This window comes from Saccharopolyspora sp. 7B (genome assembly GCF_020177435.1).
Taxonomy (GTDB): domain Bacteria; phylum Actinomycetota; class Actinomycetes; order Mycobacteriales; family Pseudonocardiaceae; genus Saccharopolyspora_C; species Saccharopolyspora_C gregorii.
The window spans coordinates 1-16975 of record NZ_JAIUKC010000145.1 but is presented as its reverse complement, the minus strand read 5'-3'; the positions used below and the strand labels follow the sequence as shown (position 1 = coordinate 16975).

10 protein-coding genes are annotated in these 16975 nt (G+C 73.2%); 8 read left to right on the top strand and 2 right to left on the bottom strand.

From position 1 onward, the window contains the following. Positions 1 to 924 (bottom strand): ATP-binding protein (locus LCD33_RS21820; RefSeq protein WP_224978222.1); only part of this gene is annotated, 924 nt, incomplete at its 3' end. 226 nt (positions 925 to 1150) lie between these two features. Here LCD33_RS21820 and LCD33_RS21815 point away from each other — a divergent pair. From LCD33_RS21815 to mycP, 3 genes are all read left to right on the top strand, one after another. After that, complete coding sequence (locus tag LCD33_RS21815; protein WP_224978221.1) at positions 1151 to 3934, top strand: AAA family ATPase; 2784 nt, start codon at positions 1151 to 1153, stop codon at positions 3932 to 3934. A gap of 296 nt (positions 3935 to 4230) precedes the next feature. Continuing rightward, positions 4231 to 7011 (top strand): hypothetical protein, encoded by a 2781-nt coding sequence (locus tag LCD33_RS21810; RefSeq protein WP_224978220.1) that lies wholly within the window; start codon positions 4231 to 4233, stop codon positions 7009 to 7011. Continuing rightward, complete coding sequence (gene mycP / locus LCD33_RS21805) at positions 7008 to 8303, top strand: type VII secretion-associated serine protease mycosin (RefSeq protein ID WP_224958435.1); 1296 nt, start codon at positions 7008 to 7010, stop codon at positions 8301 to 8303. Before LCD33_RS21810 ends, mycP begins: the two co-directional genes overlap by 4 nt. 642 nt (positions 8304 to 8945) lie before the next feature. Here mycP and eccCa read toward each other — a convergent pair. Then, positions 8946 to 12929 (bottom strand): type VII secretion protein EccCa, encoded by a 3984-nt coding sequence (eccCa, locus tag LCD33_RS21800; protein WP_224958434.1) that lies wholly within the window; start codon positions 12927 to 12929, stop codon positions 8946 to 8948. A gap of 136 nt (positions 12930 to 13065) precedes the next feature. On the opposite strand from eccCa, the gene eccD reads away from it, so the two are divergent. The 5 genes from eccD to LCD33_RS21775 form a co-directional block, all read left to right on the top strand. Further along, a complete protein-coding gene (gene eccD, locus LCD33_RS21795; RefSeq protein ID WP_224958433.1) occupies positions 13066 to 14475 on the top strand; it encodes a type VII secretion integral membrane protein EccD in 1410 nt (469 codons plus the stop codon). Continuing rightward, on the top strand, positions 14475 to 15902 hold the full coding sequence (gene eccB / locus LCD33_RS21790) for a type VII secretion protein EccB (protein ID WP_224967249.1): 1428 nt from the start codon (positions 14475 to 14477) through the stop codon (positions 15900 to 15902). Before eccD ends, eccB begins: the two co-directional genes overlap by 1 nt. A gap of 165 nt (positions 15903 to 16067) precedes the next feature. Continuing rightward, positions 16068 to 16391 carry a hypothetical protein gene (locus LCD33_RS21785; RefSeq protein ID WP_224958429.1) on the top strand — a complete coding sequence of 108 codons (324 nt, stop codon included), beginning with the start codon at positions 16068 to 16070 and terminating at the stop codon, positions 16389 to 16391. A 53-nt stretch (positions 16392 to 16444) separates the two neighbouring features. Continuing rightward, the gene (locus tag LCD33_RS21780; protein WP_224958427.1) at positions 16445 to 16747 is read left to right on the top strand and encodes a WXG100 family type VII secretion target; all 303 of its coding nucleotides are present in this window, start codon (positions 16445 to 16447) and stop codon (positions 16745 to 16747) included. Positions 16748 to 16750: 3 nt separating this feature from the next. Further along, on the top strand, positions 16751 to 16975 hold a 225-nt coding region (locus LCD33_RS21775), incomplete at its 3' end, for a hypothetical protein (RefSeq protein WP_224978219.1).

Here is a 16975-nt window from a genome sequence, read left to right as displayed (position 1 = left end):
TTCCCCTCCACCTCCCACCCGCCGGCGCGCCCCCCGTGTGGGCCGTGGGGGGGGTGTGGGGGGCGCGGCGCGGCGGCCCCCCACGGCGCGGACCAGGTGGTGGGATTCGGGCAGCGAGATCGGTTCGTCCAGCGGGGACAGGCAGAAGTGCTGGTCGATGAGCACCAGCCGGCCCCAGGCCAGCAGGTCGTCCAATGTGGACAGGATGGTGGCGGGGTTCCCGCTCAGCGGCCCGAGGGCGGCGCGCAGCGCCTCCGGCACGGTGGGGTCGAGCCGGGTCCGGCCGTGGGCGGCGCACCAGCGCTTGAGCAGCGCGTCGAACTCCTGCTCGTCCAGCGGACGCAGGTCGATGATCTTGTCGGCGAACGGCGTGAGCCGGGTTTCCCCCGCCGTGGCGCGAGGTCCGGAGCCGGTGGAGACGACGACGGTGCACCCGACGGCCCGCAGCCGCTGCGCCAGCAACGAGATGAGCGAGCCGGTGGCGCCGTCACCCCGGTCCGCGTCGTCGACGACGATGACGGTGCGGCCCTGCTCGGCGGCGACGCCGAAGACGCGCGCGAGCTCGTGCACCAGCGGCAGCGCGGAGGCGTGCGGGGTCTTCTCCAGGTCGGCGCGGATGCGGGTGGCGGTGGCGAGCGCGTCGAGCAGGACGGCGTGCCAGCTGGACTCCAGCTGCTGGCGCGCGGCGTCCAGCAGCGAGTCGATCATCTGGGGTGTGCCGGTGGCGGGATCGACGGTGATGTAGCACACGGTGGTCTCGTCGTCACCGCGCCAGCTCTCCGCGAGCGACTCCAGCAGGGTGGTCTTGCCCTCGCCGGGACCGCCGCGCACCAGCACCAACGTCCCGCCGGCCGCACGACAGGCCTCGTCGGCCTCGGTCCACTGGTCTCGTCTGCCGGACAACGTCGAGCGTTCCCGCGCCATGGGGTCCTCTCCGCTTCACCTGGTGTGGTGGTGCTACATCGTCGAGGTGTTTTGATACTTTTGCACTAGCAGAGGATCAAGCGCTCGTCATTGAACACGCCTAGTGACCAATGGTCGTTAACTCTTCGCTATCGCGCTAGTAAAGGTGTCGCCCATTATGGTGAATGTATAGCACACCGTTACCAGTGGCTCAGGGCAGCGATCGAGCCGTGCGGAGGGAGTCACCGTGGTGGTACCCACCTCAGCCGCATCAACGTCGATCGGCGAGCCGGACGCGGAGCCGTTGTTCCGCGAAGGACTGCTGGATGAAGCCGCCTCGGTCGGCGGCCCCGGCAGGCCTCCGCTCGCGCTGCTCGTCGGAGAGTCCGGTGCGGGCGGCAGCGCGGTGCTGGCCGCCGCGGGCAGGCGGCTGGAGGCCGCCGGCTGCCGGGTGCTGCGGCTGACCGCGTCCAAGCAGGACAAGCGGACCCCGTACGGCGCGCTCTACCGCCTGCTGTCCGAAATGGACCGCAGTGCGCCGCCGGAGCAGGAGCGCGCCGCGCTGCTGGGGCTGGTCGCCAAGCTCAGCCGCGGGACCAGCCCGGACTCGCTGCGCGTCGCCGTCGAGCAGGTCGCGCTGTCCATCCGCAACGTGGTGCGGCACCTGCTGCCGGTCGCGGTGCTGGTGGACGAAGCGCAGTGGCTCGACCACGGCACGGCGTCGGTGCTGGAGCCGCTGGCCAGGCGGATGGCGGGCGCCCGGTTCTCGGTGCTGCTGGCCGCGCGCGCCGACCCGGACGCCGCGCCGCTGGAGCCGTTGTGGAATCGATTGTCCGCGCAAGGACTTCTGCGGGCGCTGCCGATTCGCCCGTTCTCGAAAACGGAGAGCGGACAATTCATCGCCCGTTCCATCGGTGCGAAACCCAATGTTCACCTGATCGATGAGTTGTACGACATCGCACGCGGCCGGCCCGCGATGTTGCTCGCCGCGATCGACGCCTACCGCCGGGCAGGCGCGCTCGTCGTCGTCGACCAGAACGCCTACTTGCTGCGCAAGCTCGGGCCCGAGCTGCCGGTCGACGGCAGCGCCCTGCTGGCGCCGGTCCGCGAGGCGGGGGAGGCCGCGTGGTCGGTCGCCAAGGCCATGAGCCTGCTCGCCCCGCTCGGCCCGCACGCGGTGGACGTGCTGGCCGCGGCGCTCGGCCTCGCCGAGCGGGAGGTGCGCGAATCGCTGGACGCGCTGGTGCAGCACCGGCTGCTCGCCCCGGACGGCGCGGGCTGGCGGTTCCGCGTCCCGCTGCTCGGCACCGCGCTGGCGCGCGCCCTCGGGCCCTACGAGCACCGCAAGCTCGCCGCCGCCGCCGTCACCGCGATCTGGGCCGGTGCCGCGGAGGTCGCCGACCCGGCCTACCTGCCGGACCGGATGGCGGACGCCGGGACCCTCGTGGACGCCCGCCGCGCCGGTGAGGAGCTGATGGCCCACGCGGGGAACCGCCTGATGGACCCGAACGTCGACGCCTCGCGTTGGCTGCGCGCCGTCGTCGAGCGGGTGGACGACCCGGTGCTGCGGATCGAGGCGCTGCGCAGGCACGTCATCGCCTGCCTGGTGCGCAACGACCTGCCCGAGGTGCTGCGCAGCTCCCGGGTGCTGGTGCGCCACCACGCGGGCGAGCTGTCCCCGCAGATCCTGCCGGGCACCGTGCTCGCCTACCTGATGGTGCTGGCCGCGACCGAGGAGCGCGGCGAGCTGCGCCGCATCGCGCAGGGCGAGCAGGTGGTCCCGGGCGGTGCCGCGCAGCGCATCGTGGCGCGCGCGTTCGCCACCGGCTGGCTCGGGGACTGGCTGGCCGGGCAGCGGCTGCTCGACGAGCACGCCACCGAACTGCTCGCGGCCGAACCGGTGCTGGTCCAGCAGGTCGACATCTACCGCGCCGGTGCCGCCGTGATGCGGGGCGACGTCGCCGAGCTGCGCCGCTTCGGCGCCTCGCTGGCCGAGGTCCCGCGCGGCGCGGAACCGCACTCGCAGTGGGTGGAGGCGATCCGGCACCACGTGGACCTGCTGCTGGCGCTCGGCGAGGCGCGCGAAGCGCGGCAGGTGATGGACCGCAGCGGGCTCGCCGAGGACCGGCTGGTGCTGCCCGACCGGTTCCTGCTGCACCACGCCCGCGGCGAGTGGAACAGCGCGATGGACATCGCCCGCCGCTGCATGTCATCGCCGGTGCACGCCGTGCGCCCGTTCGCGTGGGCGACGATGCACGCGCTCGCCGCCCAGGTGCACATCGACTCCGGGATGCTCAGCCGGGCGCGGCGGCTGGTGGAGATCGGCAAGGACGGGCCGTTCGACCACCTCTTCCACTTCACCGAATCGCTGGTGAGCCACGTGCTGGGGGAGCTGCACCAGTCGCACGAGCACCTGCGGACCGCGGTGCGCCGGGCGGACGAGGCCGGGTTCACCTTCGGCACCGACGTGGTGCTGGCCGAGCTCGCGCACCGGGCGCACACCTCCGGCAGCTTCGACGAGGCGGCCGGTGCGCTGCGGCGGCTGGAGGAGGTCGCCGCGCGCCTCGGCACCGGCCGCGCCGAGCTGGCGCTGCTGCTGACCCGCGCCCGCCTGGAATCCGACGAGGCCGCCGCGGGCGCCGCGGTCGAACTGGCGCGGGAGCGCGGCGAGCCGTACGAGATGGCGGTGACCTTCAGCAAGCTCGCCGCGGGCGGGCACCGCCCGGCCGAGCTGCTGCCGGAGGCGTACCGGCTCGCGGGCGGGCTGGACGCGCTGCTGCTGCGCGCGCGGCTGCGGCACGTGATGCGCCAGAACGGCGTGCCGGTGCCGGACCGCAGCGCGACGACCTCGGAGAACGAACGGCTGCTCGCGGTGCTGGTCGCCGAGGGGCTCAGCAACCGGCAGCTGGCGACGGTGTTCGCCACGACGGAGAAGAGCGTCGAGGGCAGGCTCACCCGGATGTTCGCCCGCATCGGCTACCGGTCGCGGGTGGAGCTCGCCGCCGCGATGCTCACCGGGGACTTCGGGTGATCCACCGGTCGTGCCCGTTTCGTTCCGTTCCGGTCCGCCGCGGCGCCCGCCCCGGCGCCCGAACGAGACCGTTCCGCCCGGTCCCGGGTAGTCGGGGCCGGTTGCCGGGAGCCGTCCCATCAGCGGAAACGCATGCATGGCCGCGGTTTCCCGGCCGGTGGGAACGCAGGTGAGGGAATCCCCCTGGAACCCACAGCTTCGGGTACCCCTGACAAGGTGGCCCGGTGGTCCCCGCGATACTCGATCGCTGAGGTGTCGCATCGAGTCGCGTACCGATGTGCTCGACGGGAGTGGAGATGCAGCAAGGTTCGGCAAGACGGTCGCTCGGCCCGCTGGTCGCCGAATGGTGCGGGGCGCACGTCCTCGTCCGCTGCGAGGGCGAAGACCCGGCTGAGCGCGCCTTCTTGGCCCACCTGCCGTCCGCGGCGAACGAGCTGTTCCTGTCCGCTTCGCGCGGCGCCTGCGCCGATCCGGAACTGCTCGCGGCGCTGCCGGGGCTGCTGCGACCGCTGCTGCGCGCCGCCGCTGCCGTGCCGCACGTGCTGTGGCTCGGCGTCAGCGGGCTGGCCGGCCGCGCGGACGAGCTGACGAAGCTGGCCGTCGACCTGGAACTCGACGTGGTCGCCCCGGACGGTGCCGTGTCCGGCGAATCCGGCACCACGGTGCACGCGGGCCGCGTCAGCGGCGGCACCGGCTGGTACCTGTTCCGGCCGGGCAGCAGGCCGTGGTTGTTCAGCACCCGGTACCCGATCCCGGCGTGGGAGCGCTGGGTGCCGATCCAGCCCGTCGCGAACCCGCGGCTGCTGGTGGACCCGGTTCCGGCCGGGTTGCTGGTCCGCGACCCGCGCAGCTCCTGGGCGGAGGTGCGGCGGGCCGCGGCGCGGGTGCCGGTCAGCGGCAAGGTGCCGAAGGTGCTGCTCGCCGGTCGGCCGCTGCCCGCGCCGGCCGAGGTCGCGCAGCTGCTGCAGGCGCTGCCCGAGTTCGTCCGCGCCTCCGTCGTCCTGATCCCGGTGGCCGCCGCGGCCGCCCGGCACGAGTGGCTGGTGGAGCTCTCCGCGCGGTCGTCCCGCCCGGTCGTGTTCAGCACCGGCGCGGAGTTCGCCGACGGGCCGCGCCGCCAACCGGTGGCCGCCGTGCTGGACGAGGCGGGCGAGGAGGTCTTCCGCCCGTTCGCGAGCGCGTTGCGCCAGCCGGCCGGTGCCGGTGACCAGCAGGTCGTGGACATCGCCGAGCCGCCCGCGGGCTGGCAGCGCTGCGGCCAGCGCACCTACCGCCCGGTGCAGGGCCCGACGGTGTTCGCCGAGGTCGTGCCGTCCGGGCTCGCGCTGCGCGACGAGCAGGGCGCGCCGCTGGTGGTCTCGCTGGCCGCCGCGGGCGCGTTCGACCCGGCGCGCTGGGTGCTGCACCTGGTTCCGGCGGAGGGGGCGCTGTCGGAGGACGTGCTCGCCGGGCTGGGCCACCTGCTGGCCGGGCTGGACGAGCAGCGCCGCCGCACCGCGATCATCCGGGTGTGGGGGCCGCTGGACCAGGGCCCGAGCGCCGAGCTGCACGCGCTCGCGGAACCGTTCGGGGTGCCGGTGAGCAGCAACGGGCGGCCCGTGGACGCCGATCGGGAGGTCGCCGAGGCGCCGGCCGAGCAGCCCGCCGAACAGCCCGCCGACGGTGCGGAGGCCGACGGCTCGGACGCGGACCAGGCCGACTGGACGCCCGCCGCGGCGCCGGTCGCCGCCCCGATCGCCACGGTCTCCGCGGCCCCGGTGCCGACCATGTCCGGCATGCCGCACCGGTCCACTGTGGACGAACCGTTGCTGGACGTGCCGATCTCCGAGCCCGCCGCGGTGGATCCGCCCGCCGAGCGCGCGGCCGACGAGGCGCCGGAGCCCCCGGCGCCCGCCGAACCGGTGGCGGCCCCCGAACCCCCGGCGGACGCCGCGCCGCAGGAGCCCGCCGCCGCGCCGGAACCGCAGCCCGAGTCCGAAGTGGACTCCGCACGGCCGGTGGTGGAGTCCGGCCGCCCGGCGGTCGAGTCGGGCCCGCCGGTGCCGGAGCCGGCCGAGCCCGAACCGCAGGCCGAACCCGAGCCGCTCGTCACCGACCCCGAACCCGAGGACGTCGCGGAGCTCGCCGAGGACGAGGTGGCGGACGACGACTCCGCCGAGGAGTCCGAGCCCGGTGCGACGGCCGCGCCGCTCAGCCCGCGCGACCTGCGGGACCGGGCGAGCAACGGCGGCGAGCAGAGCCGCTTCACCACGGCGGCCGGCCCGTCCTTCTCCGACGCGCTGGCGACGGTGAACGCGGCGATGGCCTCCTGGCCCGCGCTGCGCCAGGACGACTCGCCCGGTGCGAAGGCCGACTTCGTCGCGGTGTGCCTGTACCTGGGCCGCGGCGAGGGCGGGGCGGAACAGGTCAACGCGGCCATCCGCGGTGGCGTGCAGCCGGAGCTGGACGGGCACCTGCCGTGCCTGGTCTCCGGGATCCGCCGGTTGCCGACCCACCGCCGCCCGGTGCTGCGCCAAGGAGTGCTGAAGGGCACGGCGGAGGAGAACTCCACGCCCGGCACGCTGTTCGTGGAGCCCGGTTTCCTCAGCGCCAGCATGAACCTGGACGTGACGGTGCCGGGCGCGCTGGTGGACGTGCTGATCTGGCCGCACCGCGCCCGCCGCACCTCCGAGCTCGCGCTGAACCGGCCGATGGACGAGGTGGTGTTCCTGGCGGGCACCCGGTTCAAGACGCTCGCGGTGCGCGACCTCAACGAGCAGGAGGACGCGGACGAGGCCGAGGAACGGGACGAGGACGCCCCGGCGGCGCCGAAGATGGCGGTGCTGTTCCGCGAACTGGCCCCCGACGAGCGCGCCACCAGCACCGAGCTGGACGAGCGCGACCTCGCTGCCCTGAGCAAGCTGGACCGGGCGCTGGCCCGCCGTCAGCGCGGCTCGCTGCGGATGCTGGAGGACGCGGACGCGATGTCCCGGCTGACCGGCTCGATGGTCGAGACGGACCTGGCGACCGCCGGCGCCCCGCAGGAGGAACGGCGGGACACGCTCATCACCACAGGAGGACAGGTGGGACACCCGTGACGCGGACCCCGGTGCGGTCGGCCGCGGCCCTGCTGCTGGCCACCGGCATCGTCGCCGCGACGGCCGCGCCCGCCGCCGCGCAGTCGTCGATCCCGTCGATGCCCACCGGCGAGCAGCCGTGCATCCAGCCGCCCACCACGACCTACCCGGAAGAGCCGTGGGCGCAGCAGATCCTCGCGCCGGACCAGGTCTGGGACCTCACCCGCGGGGCCGGGGTGACGGTCGCGGTGGTGGACACCGGGGTGGACGCCGATTCGCCGCAGCTGGCCGCGCCGGGCTCGGTGCTGCCGGGGCGGAACGTGATCTCCGGCCAGTCCGGTCCCGCCGACGACGACTGCTTCGGGCACGGCACGTTCGTGGCGGGCATCATCGCCGCCGATCCGACGCCGGGCACCGGGTTCGCCGGGATCGCGCCGGACGCGACGATCCTGCCGGTGCGGGTCGCGACCGGACTGGAGGAGGAGACCGGCGACACCTTCGAACCGGAGGCGCTGGCGCAGGGCATCCGCAGCTCGGTCGACCTCGGCGCCGACGTGATCAACGTGTCGGCGAGCACGAACTTCCCGAACCAGGCGCTGGCGGACGCGGTCCGCTACGCGGCCGACCGGGACGTCGTGGTGGTGGCCTCGGCCGCGAACGGGGCGCAGGAGGGCGATCCGGTCACCTACCCGGCCTCGTACCCGGGGGTGATCGCGGTGGGCGCGGTCGACGTCTCCGGGACGCACGCGAACTTCTCCCAGACCGGCGAGTTCCTGTCCGTCGTCGCCCCCGGCGTCGACGTGATCAGCATCGGTCCGCACGGCCCGGGGCACTGGCAGGGCAGCGGCACCAGCTACGCGGCGCCGTTCGTGGCCGGGACGGCGGCGCTGATCCGCGCCTACCACCCGCACCTGAGCGCGCCGCAGATCAAGCAGCGCTTGGAGATCACCGCGAGCCACCCGCCGACCCGGATGCCGGACCCGGCGCTGGGCTGGGGGACGGTGAACGTGACCGCGGCGGTGGCCTCGGTCGTGAGCGGTGAGGGCGCGGACGGGGCGATCGTGGTGCCGCCGTCCCCGGCCGCCGCCTACCGGGTTCCGCCGGACGAGATCGGCCCGATGCTGGCGGTGCTGTTCACCGTGCTGGCCGGGGTGGGGGTGGCGCTGGCGGTGCTCACGGTGCGGCTGTCCACCTCGGGGCACCGGCGCGGCTGGCAGGCGCCGCGCACGATGCGCGTGATCACCAAGGACGAGCCGGGGAAGTCGGCGGAAGAACCCCCTGCGGAACCCGCCGAACCCGCCGAAGCCAGATGAGCCCCGCCCCGCCGCGGAGAGCGGGCCCCCCCCGGGGGGGGGGGGGGGGCCGGGGGGGCCCCCCCCCCCCCCCCCCCCCCCCGCCGCCCCGGGGGGGGGCCCCCGCGGGGGGGGGGCGGGGGGGGGGGGGGGCGGCGGCCCCCCCCCCCCCCGCCCCCGCCTCGCGGGGGGGCCGTCCGCACCTCCGCTCCACCGGCGAAGCCGCTGAGCGGAACCGCAGGTGGGCGGGGCACGTCGTCGTCCTGCCCGACGGCGCAGCCGCTGAGCGGCGCCGCGCACGCGGCCGCGGGTTCTCGGCGCCCCCTCGCGAGCGCGGCGTTCTCCCTGCGGCGGAGCCACCGGTGAGGACGATCCCGCGGCCAGGAGGGCGCTGACCGCCTGTCCCCGAACCTGACCGCCTGTCCGGCCGGGTGCGGCCGCATCGGCGAAGCGGGCAGCGGGGGGACCCCGGAGGGGCCCCTGCCCGCGCGCGCCGCCACCCGAGTTGGAAGGCGGGGGGGGCGGTTGCCCGGCCCCCGGCGGCGGGGGGGGGGGGGGGCCCCCGGGGGCCCCCCCCCCCCCCCCCCCCCCCCCCCCCCCCGCCGGGGGGGGGGGGGGGGGGCCCCCCCCCCCGCCCCGAGGAACAGGGCGGGCGGCGGAGGCTCAGTCCCGGGACTTCGGCGGGCCGGGGACGAGCGGGGTCTGCACCAGCCGGACCGTGCGGCGCCGGTTGATGTACTGCGCCCGCCCCGGGGGCAGCGTCCGCGGCTTGAGGTTGCCGAGGAACCGCTCCTCCTTCGGGCAGGACAGCAGCATCGCCGGGGTGCCGAGCTCCCACATCCGCCGGATCACCTGGTTGCTCATCGAGCGGCTGCCACCGGAGGTGCTGCGCGCGAGGATCAGGTGCACGCCGACGTCGGCGCCGTGCGGCACCAGCGAGTTCAGCGGCTGCAGGATGCCCGCGCCCATGCCGCCTTCGGCGAGTTCGAAGTCGTCGATGATGATGAACAGCCGTCCGCCGTTCCACCAGTCGCGCTTCGGCAGCCTGCTCGGCGGGATCTCCGGCCCGGGGATCCGCTTCTCCAGGCCGCGCGCCGCGTTCGCGATGGAGTTGCCCAGCGCGTCCGCTCCGACGGCGTACTCGATCTGGTTCTCCGCGGGGATCGAGTCGTGCAGTTCGCGGCGGAAGTCGCCGAACATGACCCGGGCCTCGTTCGGGCCGTAGGTCGCCGCGATGGACTTGGCGATGTGCCGCAGCACGCTGGTCTTGCCGGACTCCGCGTCCCCGTAGATGAGCAGGTGCGGGGTGGTGTCGAAGTCGTACCACTGGACGTTGAGGCCGGTGTCCTCGATGCCCAGCGGCATCCGCAGCTCCTTGTCCCCGCCGGGGCGGGTCGGTGCCGGGAGCTCCTCCGGCGTGAGCGTGACCGGCAGCATCCGCACCCGCGGCGCGACCGGCGCCTCGGGCAGGGCCAGCGATTCGGACAGCTCGGTGGTGGCGTCGGCGACGTCGTCGTTGCTCGGGTCGCCGTCGATGCGCGGCAGCGCCGCCAGGAAGTGCAGCCGGTCGGTGGTGATGCCGCGGCCGGGGATGTTCGGCACGGTCGCCGCGAGCCTGCTGTTGACCTCGGAGTCGACCGGGTCGCCGAGCCGCAGCTCGAACCGGGTGCCGAGCACGTCCCGCAGCCATGGCCGCATCTCCGCCCACCGGTTGGTGGCGATGAGCAGGTGGATGCCGAAGCTGAGCCCGCGCGCGGCGAGTTCGGTGAACCGGTCTTCGAGCTCCTCGAAGTCCTGCCGGATCGTGTACCACCCGTCGACGACGAGGAACACGTCGCCGTAGGGGTCGAGGTCGGTGAACCGGCCGGCCCGCCGCGCCTTGCGGTAGGTCGCCATCGAGTCGATGTTGTGCTCGGCGAACAGCGTCTCCCGCTTGGCCAGCAGGTTGGTCACCTCCAGCACGGTCCGGGTGACGCGGTCCTTGTCGAGGCGGTTCGCGAGGCTGCCGACGTGCGGCATCTTGCCGAGCGAGGCCAGGGTGCCGCCGAAGTCCAGGCAGTAGAACTGCACCTCGGCCGCGCTGTGCGTCAGCGCCAGGGCGCTGATCAAGGTGCGCAGCATGGTGCTCTTGCCGGTCTGCGGGCCGCCGACGACGGCCGCGTTGCCGCGGCTGCCGCTGAGGTCGGCGGTGAGCAGTTCGCGCCGCTGCTGCGCGGGCAGGTCGATCAGGCCGACCGGGACGTGCAGGTTCGCGGTCTGCAGGTCGCCCACCGGACGCGGCCCGAGCACCGGGTGGTCCACCAGCGGCGGCAGCAGCTGGTCGAGGGTGGGGGACTTCTTCAGCGGCGGCAGCCACACCTGGTGCGCCCGCGGGCCGATGTCGCGGAGCCGTTCGATCAGCACGTCGAGCACGGTCTGCGTCGGCTCGTCGGCGTCCGGTTCCGGTTCGGGTTCCGGCTCGGGCAGCTTGGCGGGCTCGATGTAGTCGGTGCCGAAGGCCACCACCTGCTGCTCGGCTTCGGCGCGGGTGCTGCGCTGGCGCTTGGTGCGGTAAGTGCCGGAGACGAACGCGCCCTTGAACCGGGTCAGCGTGGTGGTGTCGGGGCGCAGGTAGCCGTTGCCGGGTCCGCTGGGCAGCTCGTAGGCGTCGGGGACGCCGAGGATGGAGCGGGACTCCATCGCGGAGAACGTGCGCAGGCCGATCTTGTACGACAGGTGCGTCTCGATCTTGTGGATGCGGCCTTCGTCGAGCCGCTGCGAGGCGAGCAGCAGGTGCACGCCGAGGCTTCGGCCCAGCCGGCCGATCATCGCGAACACGTCCACGAACTCGGGCTTGCTGGAGAGCATCTCGCTGAACTCGTCGACGACGATGAACAGCGCGGGCATCGGCTCCAGCTGCACGCCCTGCTGGCGCGCCGCTTCGTAGTCGCGCCGCGACGCGTAGTTGCCGGAGGCGCGCAGGTGCTCCTGGCGCCGGTTCATCTCACCGGTCAGCGCGTCCTGCATCCGGTCCACGAGCTCCAGCTCGTCGACCAGGTTGGTGATGACCGCGGAGGTGTGCGGCAGCTGGTCGAAGCCGAGGAACGCCGCACCGCCCTTGAAGTCGACGAGCACGAAGTTGAGCTCTTCGGAGGTGTGCGTGGTGGCGAGCGCCGCGACCAGGGTCCGCAGCAGCTCGCTCTTGCCGGAACCGGTGGCGCCGATGCACAGGCCGTGCGGGCCCGAACCGTCCTCGGCGGATTCCTTGATGTCCAGTTCCAGCGGGGATCCGTTGGCGGCGATGCCGATCGGCACCCGCAGCCTGCGCTTCGCGGTCATCCGCTCGCGCCGGTACTTGGCGGGGGAGAAGGTGCGCACGTCGCCGAGGCCGAGCAGCCCGGCGAGCTCGTAGTCCCCGGCGAGCGGTTCGTCGCTCTCGGCGACCGCTTCGCCGACCCGGTAGCGGGCCAGGGTGCGGGCGAGGGCGGCGATGCCGATGGTGCTCAGCGAGTCGGGGCGGCACAGCGGGCTGCCCGCGGGCTTGCCGAGCCGGTCGAAGGTGACGGTGCTGACCTGCTCCGGCTCGACCTCCAGGAACAGCGCGTCCGCCTTCGCCTGCCACGGCAGGGTTTCGCCGACGTCGAGGACCACGGTGTTGCGGTAGCCCTCCTCGCCGACGCGGTGGTCGGCGGGCAGCTGCACGCCGTCGAGCACGATGACGACGAGCGGTTCGCCCGGGGTGACCGGGGTGTCGGCCTCGAAGCGGGGCCGGGAGGTGAAGTCCCCGCCGCCGAGCAGGTCCTCGACCTCGGTCATGGTCTCGCCGACCAGGCGGCGCGAGCCCGCGGCGTCGCGGCCCTCGCCCTGGTTGTGCGGCAGCCACTTCAGCCAGTCCCAGTCGTCGCGGCGCTGCTCGCTCGCGCACAGCGCGATCCGCACCTCGCCGGGTGCGTGCGCGGTGACGAGCTGGGCGAGCATGGCGCGGGCCAGGCCGCGCACCGCCTCCTCGTCGCCGCGGAACCGGATCTGGCTGAACCCGCGCAGGTACACGGCGATCGGCGCGTTCGACAAGGTCGTGTAGGCGCGCAGGAACCGGCGCAGCGCGTGCGCGGACAGCGGCTCCAGGTCCTCGATCGGCTTGCTGTCCGGCGGGACCAGCTTCGTCGCGGAGCGCTGCTTGCCGAGCCCGATCCGCACTTCGCCGAAGTCGTCGTGGGCCGGGCGGCGCTCCCACAGCCGGTAGCCCAGCGCCAGCGACCACAGCGAGCGCGGGTCCGGGTGGATCCAGCGCGCGGCCTTCTGCTGGCTGGTGAGCGCCTTGCGCACCTGGCGGCGCAGCTGCCCCAGGTACCGGATGTAGTCGCGGCGGAACCCGTGCAGCTTCTGCTTGTGGTTCACCGAGTTCCGCAGCAGCTGCACCAGGATCATGCCGATGGCGGAGCACATCATGATCCCGCCACCGATGTAGGACAGCACCCCCGACCCCGGGCGCACGAACATCATGACCATGGCCAGCGAGCCGAGCCCCATCGGGGCGTACATCATGACGGAGCTGATCCCGCCACCGGTGTTCTCCGGAACCGCGGGCGGCTCCTGGATCTCTATCTCCTCGCTCGGTGAGGTCGGTTTCGGTCGGCGAGAACGCCGAGCGAACAGCACCGTGCTCACGTGCTCTCCCTTTGGTGAGTGGAATCCCCTGGATGTCCGCGGGGACGGACTGATCAGTAACGTCTGGGCCCGCAAGCGTTACGTTGCTGACCGGGTCGCGGTCTCTCAACCTGGCAGGAAAGGACCCCGGGCACCCATGGCGATTTCGGAAGAGCAGGTCCAGCATCGCACAACAGACTCGGGGAGGCTACGGTTCGTCCTCGGCAAGAAGTCGACCGACGTCGCCCTGCCCGCTGAAGTGCCGCTCGCCGACCTGCTTCCCGCCGTCCTGCCCCAGTTCGGCGCAGAGTGGGTCGAGCAGGGCGCGGACCACGAGGGCTGGGTCGCCCAGCGCGTCGGCGAGGCGCCGCTGGACGAGGATCGGACGATCGCCGAACTAGGTCTGCTCGACGGCGAGACGATCTACCTCCGCCCGCGGGCGGACCAGCTGGAACCCATCGACTACGACGACCTCGTCGACGGTGTCGGCGAGCAGGTGCAGAACCACGCCGGCCGGTGGCGCCCGGCCCGGACCCGCTGGCTGCTGCGGGCGCTGGGGCTGGCGGCGCTGCTGCTCGGCTTCCCGCTGCTGCTGGCCGGGGCCGACGTCGCGGTGGAAGCACCCATCGCGGGCGGCATGACCGCGCTGCTGCTGGCCGCCGCGACGCTGGTGGCGCGCGGCGCCGCGAACCCGGTGCTGGCGACGATCATCACCGGCGTCGCGGTCTGCTACTCGGCGTTGACCGGCGTGCTGCTGCTGATCGCGCTGGACCCGGTGGCGACGGTGCCGATGATGATCAGCTGCGCGGCGGCGGGTGCGTTGATCGCGCTCGTCGTGGGGCTGCTGGGCGTCGCGGACTCGTCGCTGCTGTTCACCACCGCCATCACCTTCACGCTCCTGGTCGGCATCCCGGCGCTGATCGCCTCGGTGAGCCCGGCCTCCGGCCAGCAGGCCGCCTCGATCGGCATCGTGGTGACGATCGTGCTGAGCGTGTTCATCCCGTCCCTGTCGTTCCGGCTCTCCGGGCTCACGCTGCCGCTGCTGCCGACGACGCCGTCCGAGCTGACCGAGGAGATCGAACCGATCGGGCAGCAGATCGTGGTCGAGCGCGGTGCGGTCACCGTGGGCTACTCGCGGGCGCTGCACGTCGGCGTCGGTGCCGCGCTGACCTTCATGGTCCTGGGCGCGCTGGTCGGTGAAGCCGACGTGTGGACCGTGGTGTTCGGTGCGGTGGTCTCGCTGCTGCTGTTCCTGCGCTCCCGGCACCCGGACGGCGCGATCCAGCGCTGGGCCCTGGTCGTCCCGGCCGCTGTCGGGTTCGCCACCTGCACGTTGCTGGTGGTGACCTGGGCGGGTCCGCTGGTCGCGATCCTCGCGGTGTGGCTGCCCTCGCTGGCCGTGGGCGCGCTGCTGCTGGTGCTCTCCGAGTTCCTGCCGAACCGGAGGCTGCGCCCGTACTGGGGCCGCGCGGTGGACATCTTCGAATCCCTGACGGCGGTCGCGGTGCTGCCGCTGCTTCTCCAACTCCTGCACGTGTACGCGAAGATGCGAGGGCTGGCCGGCTGATGCAGTCACGCAAGGATCAGGTCCAGGCGTACTTCTTCGTGGTCGGCAGGCTCGTCGCCGCGGTCACGCACGGACGTCCGGACGCGCTGGAATCGCCGAACCGCAGGGTGAAGAACGGCACCATGTTCGGCGTGCTGGTCGCGGCGCTGCTGATGGCGGTCTTCGGCATCCTCGGCCTGTTCCTGCCCGGGGGGAACACCTCCTGGAAGCAGGCCGGGTCGATCGTGATGGACAAGGAGACCGGCGCCCAGTTCGTGTACCTGGACGGGCAGCTGCACCCGGCGCTGAACTACTCCTCGGCGAAGCTGGCCTCCGGCAACACCGGCGGCACGGTGTCCTCGGTGTCCCGGGAATCCATGGAGGGCACACCGGTCGGCCAGCCGATCGGCATCCCCAACGCGCCCGACTCGATCCCCACGGCGGAGACGCTGCGGGTCACGCCGTGGACGGTGTGCGTGCAGCCGCTGCCGCCGAACCAGATGATCGGCAACCCGACGATCACGCTGATGGTCGACGCGCAGGCGGGCACCGCGGCCACGCACGGGCAAGGCCTGCTGGTGCGCACCCCGGACGGCGCGCTGCAGCTGATCTGGGAGGGCAAGCGGTACCGGGTGACCAGCCCGGCGGTGGTGGACGCGCTCGGCTACGGCGACACCGCGCCGCTGGAGGTCCCGGCGACCTGGCTGAACCCGATCCCGGCCGGACGCGACCTCGAGGTGCAGGACACCCCGGGCGCCGGGCAGGCCGGTCCGCTGATCGACGGCAAGCCCAGCCGCGTCGGCCAGGTCTACGAGGTGCGCAACCCGGCCATCGATTCCAGCCAGTTCTACCTGGTGCGGCAGGACGGCGTGACGCCGCTGAACAGGATGAGCGCGGCCCTGCTGTTCGCCGCACCGTCCACCCGGGACGCCTACCCGGGGATGCAGGTCGCGCCGATCCAGGCGGGCCCGTCCGCGATCTCCGGGGTGCCGACCTCGCAGGGGCCGGACCTGGTGACCGGATTCCCCGGCGTGGTGCCGGAAACGGTGATCCCGCCCGCCGATTCGCAGCCGTGCGTGCGCTACGCGTCCTCGGCCTCGGGCAACATGAAGGTGACGCTGGAGCTGCAGCCGACCTCGCGGGTGAACGCGGGCGCGGTGGACACCGCGCAGCACATCGCGGGCACCGTGGCGGACCGCATCGTCATCCCCGCAGGCGGCGGTGTGCTGGCCAGGGACCTGCCCGCGCCAGGCGCGGCTCCGGGCACCGCGTACCTCATCACCGACGTGGGCACGAAGTACCCGCTGGCGGACGCGAACGTGCTGAAATCCCTGGGATACTCGGAGAGCTCCGTGATGCAGGTGCCCACGGACCTGCTCGCCCTGCTGCCCAACGGGCCGGCGCTGAGCACGGCTGCCGCCACGCAGGTCCAATCCCCGACCTCTTGATCTTCCAAGTTTGATGAGGGGAGTCCCTAGCTTGACGCGGTCAAGACCACCCGCGGGTCGCACAGGCTGCGCGGAGATCTAAGTTGGTAGTCGGGTTAGACCCGATATCCACAGAGCACGAGAACTGCGGCGGGCCGCCGCGGCGATTGCCAAACGGAGGAACAAGTGGCTATTGACGGCGCACTTTTTGACGAAGCGGAAATCCAGCAGGTCGCCGGTCGGCACGACACCGCCCGCGAAGAGATCGAGCAGCAGCTGACCCAGCTGCGCAGCCAGCTCGACGGTGTGGGCCAGCGCAGCCCGAACGAGATGACCAAGATGCTCGTCGACCAGTACGAGCAGGACCTCACCCGCCTGAAGGACTCCGTGCTGGCCGACCTCCAGGCGATGTCGCAGGACATGCGCTCGACCGCCGGTCAGCAGACCGAGCAGGACCAGAGCAACGTCAAGCCGATCACGAACACGCCGATCGAGAACTTCATCGGCTGATCGCGCTTCGCGCACCCGAACATCCGCACATTCCGCACTGAGGAGCAGCAGAGATGACCAGCCCCAAGACTTATGACTACGGCGCACTCGAAGAAGCCCAGAACTTCCTGAAGCAGGGCCTCGAGTTCGTCAACGAGCGCGCCAGCGAGCTCATCAAGGACGCCACCAACCTGCAGGAGAAGGGTTGGCAGGGGCAGTCCGCCACCGGCTACAACGCCTCGGCGGAGCGCCTGCGCGGCCGGCTGGACGGTTTCGCCCAGTACATCGAGCAGCAGAAGCAGAACGTCCAGTCCGGTACGACGAACATGCAGGACACCGACCAGGCCGGTGGCAAGCGCATGAGCGCCTACAGCTGACCGGTGCCGGGCACCTTTGCGGTGGCGGGGGGGGGGGGGGGGGGGCGCCCCCCCGCGGCCGGCGGCGCGGACGACGCCGACCACGCGGGCGGACCCGCCGGACCCGGCGGGCCGGACCGCTCCGCCGGACTGGGCGGGACGGCGCTGCTCGCCGAGCTGGACCACCTGGAGCACGCCCTCGCCGCCGCCGAGTCCGGCGCCGAGGTCCGCCGCGAGGTCACCACCCGG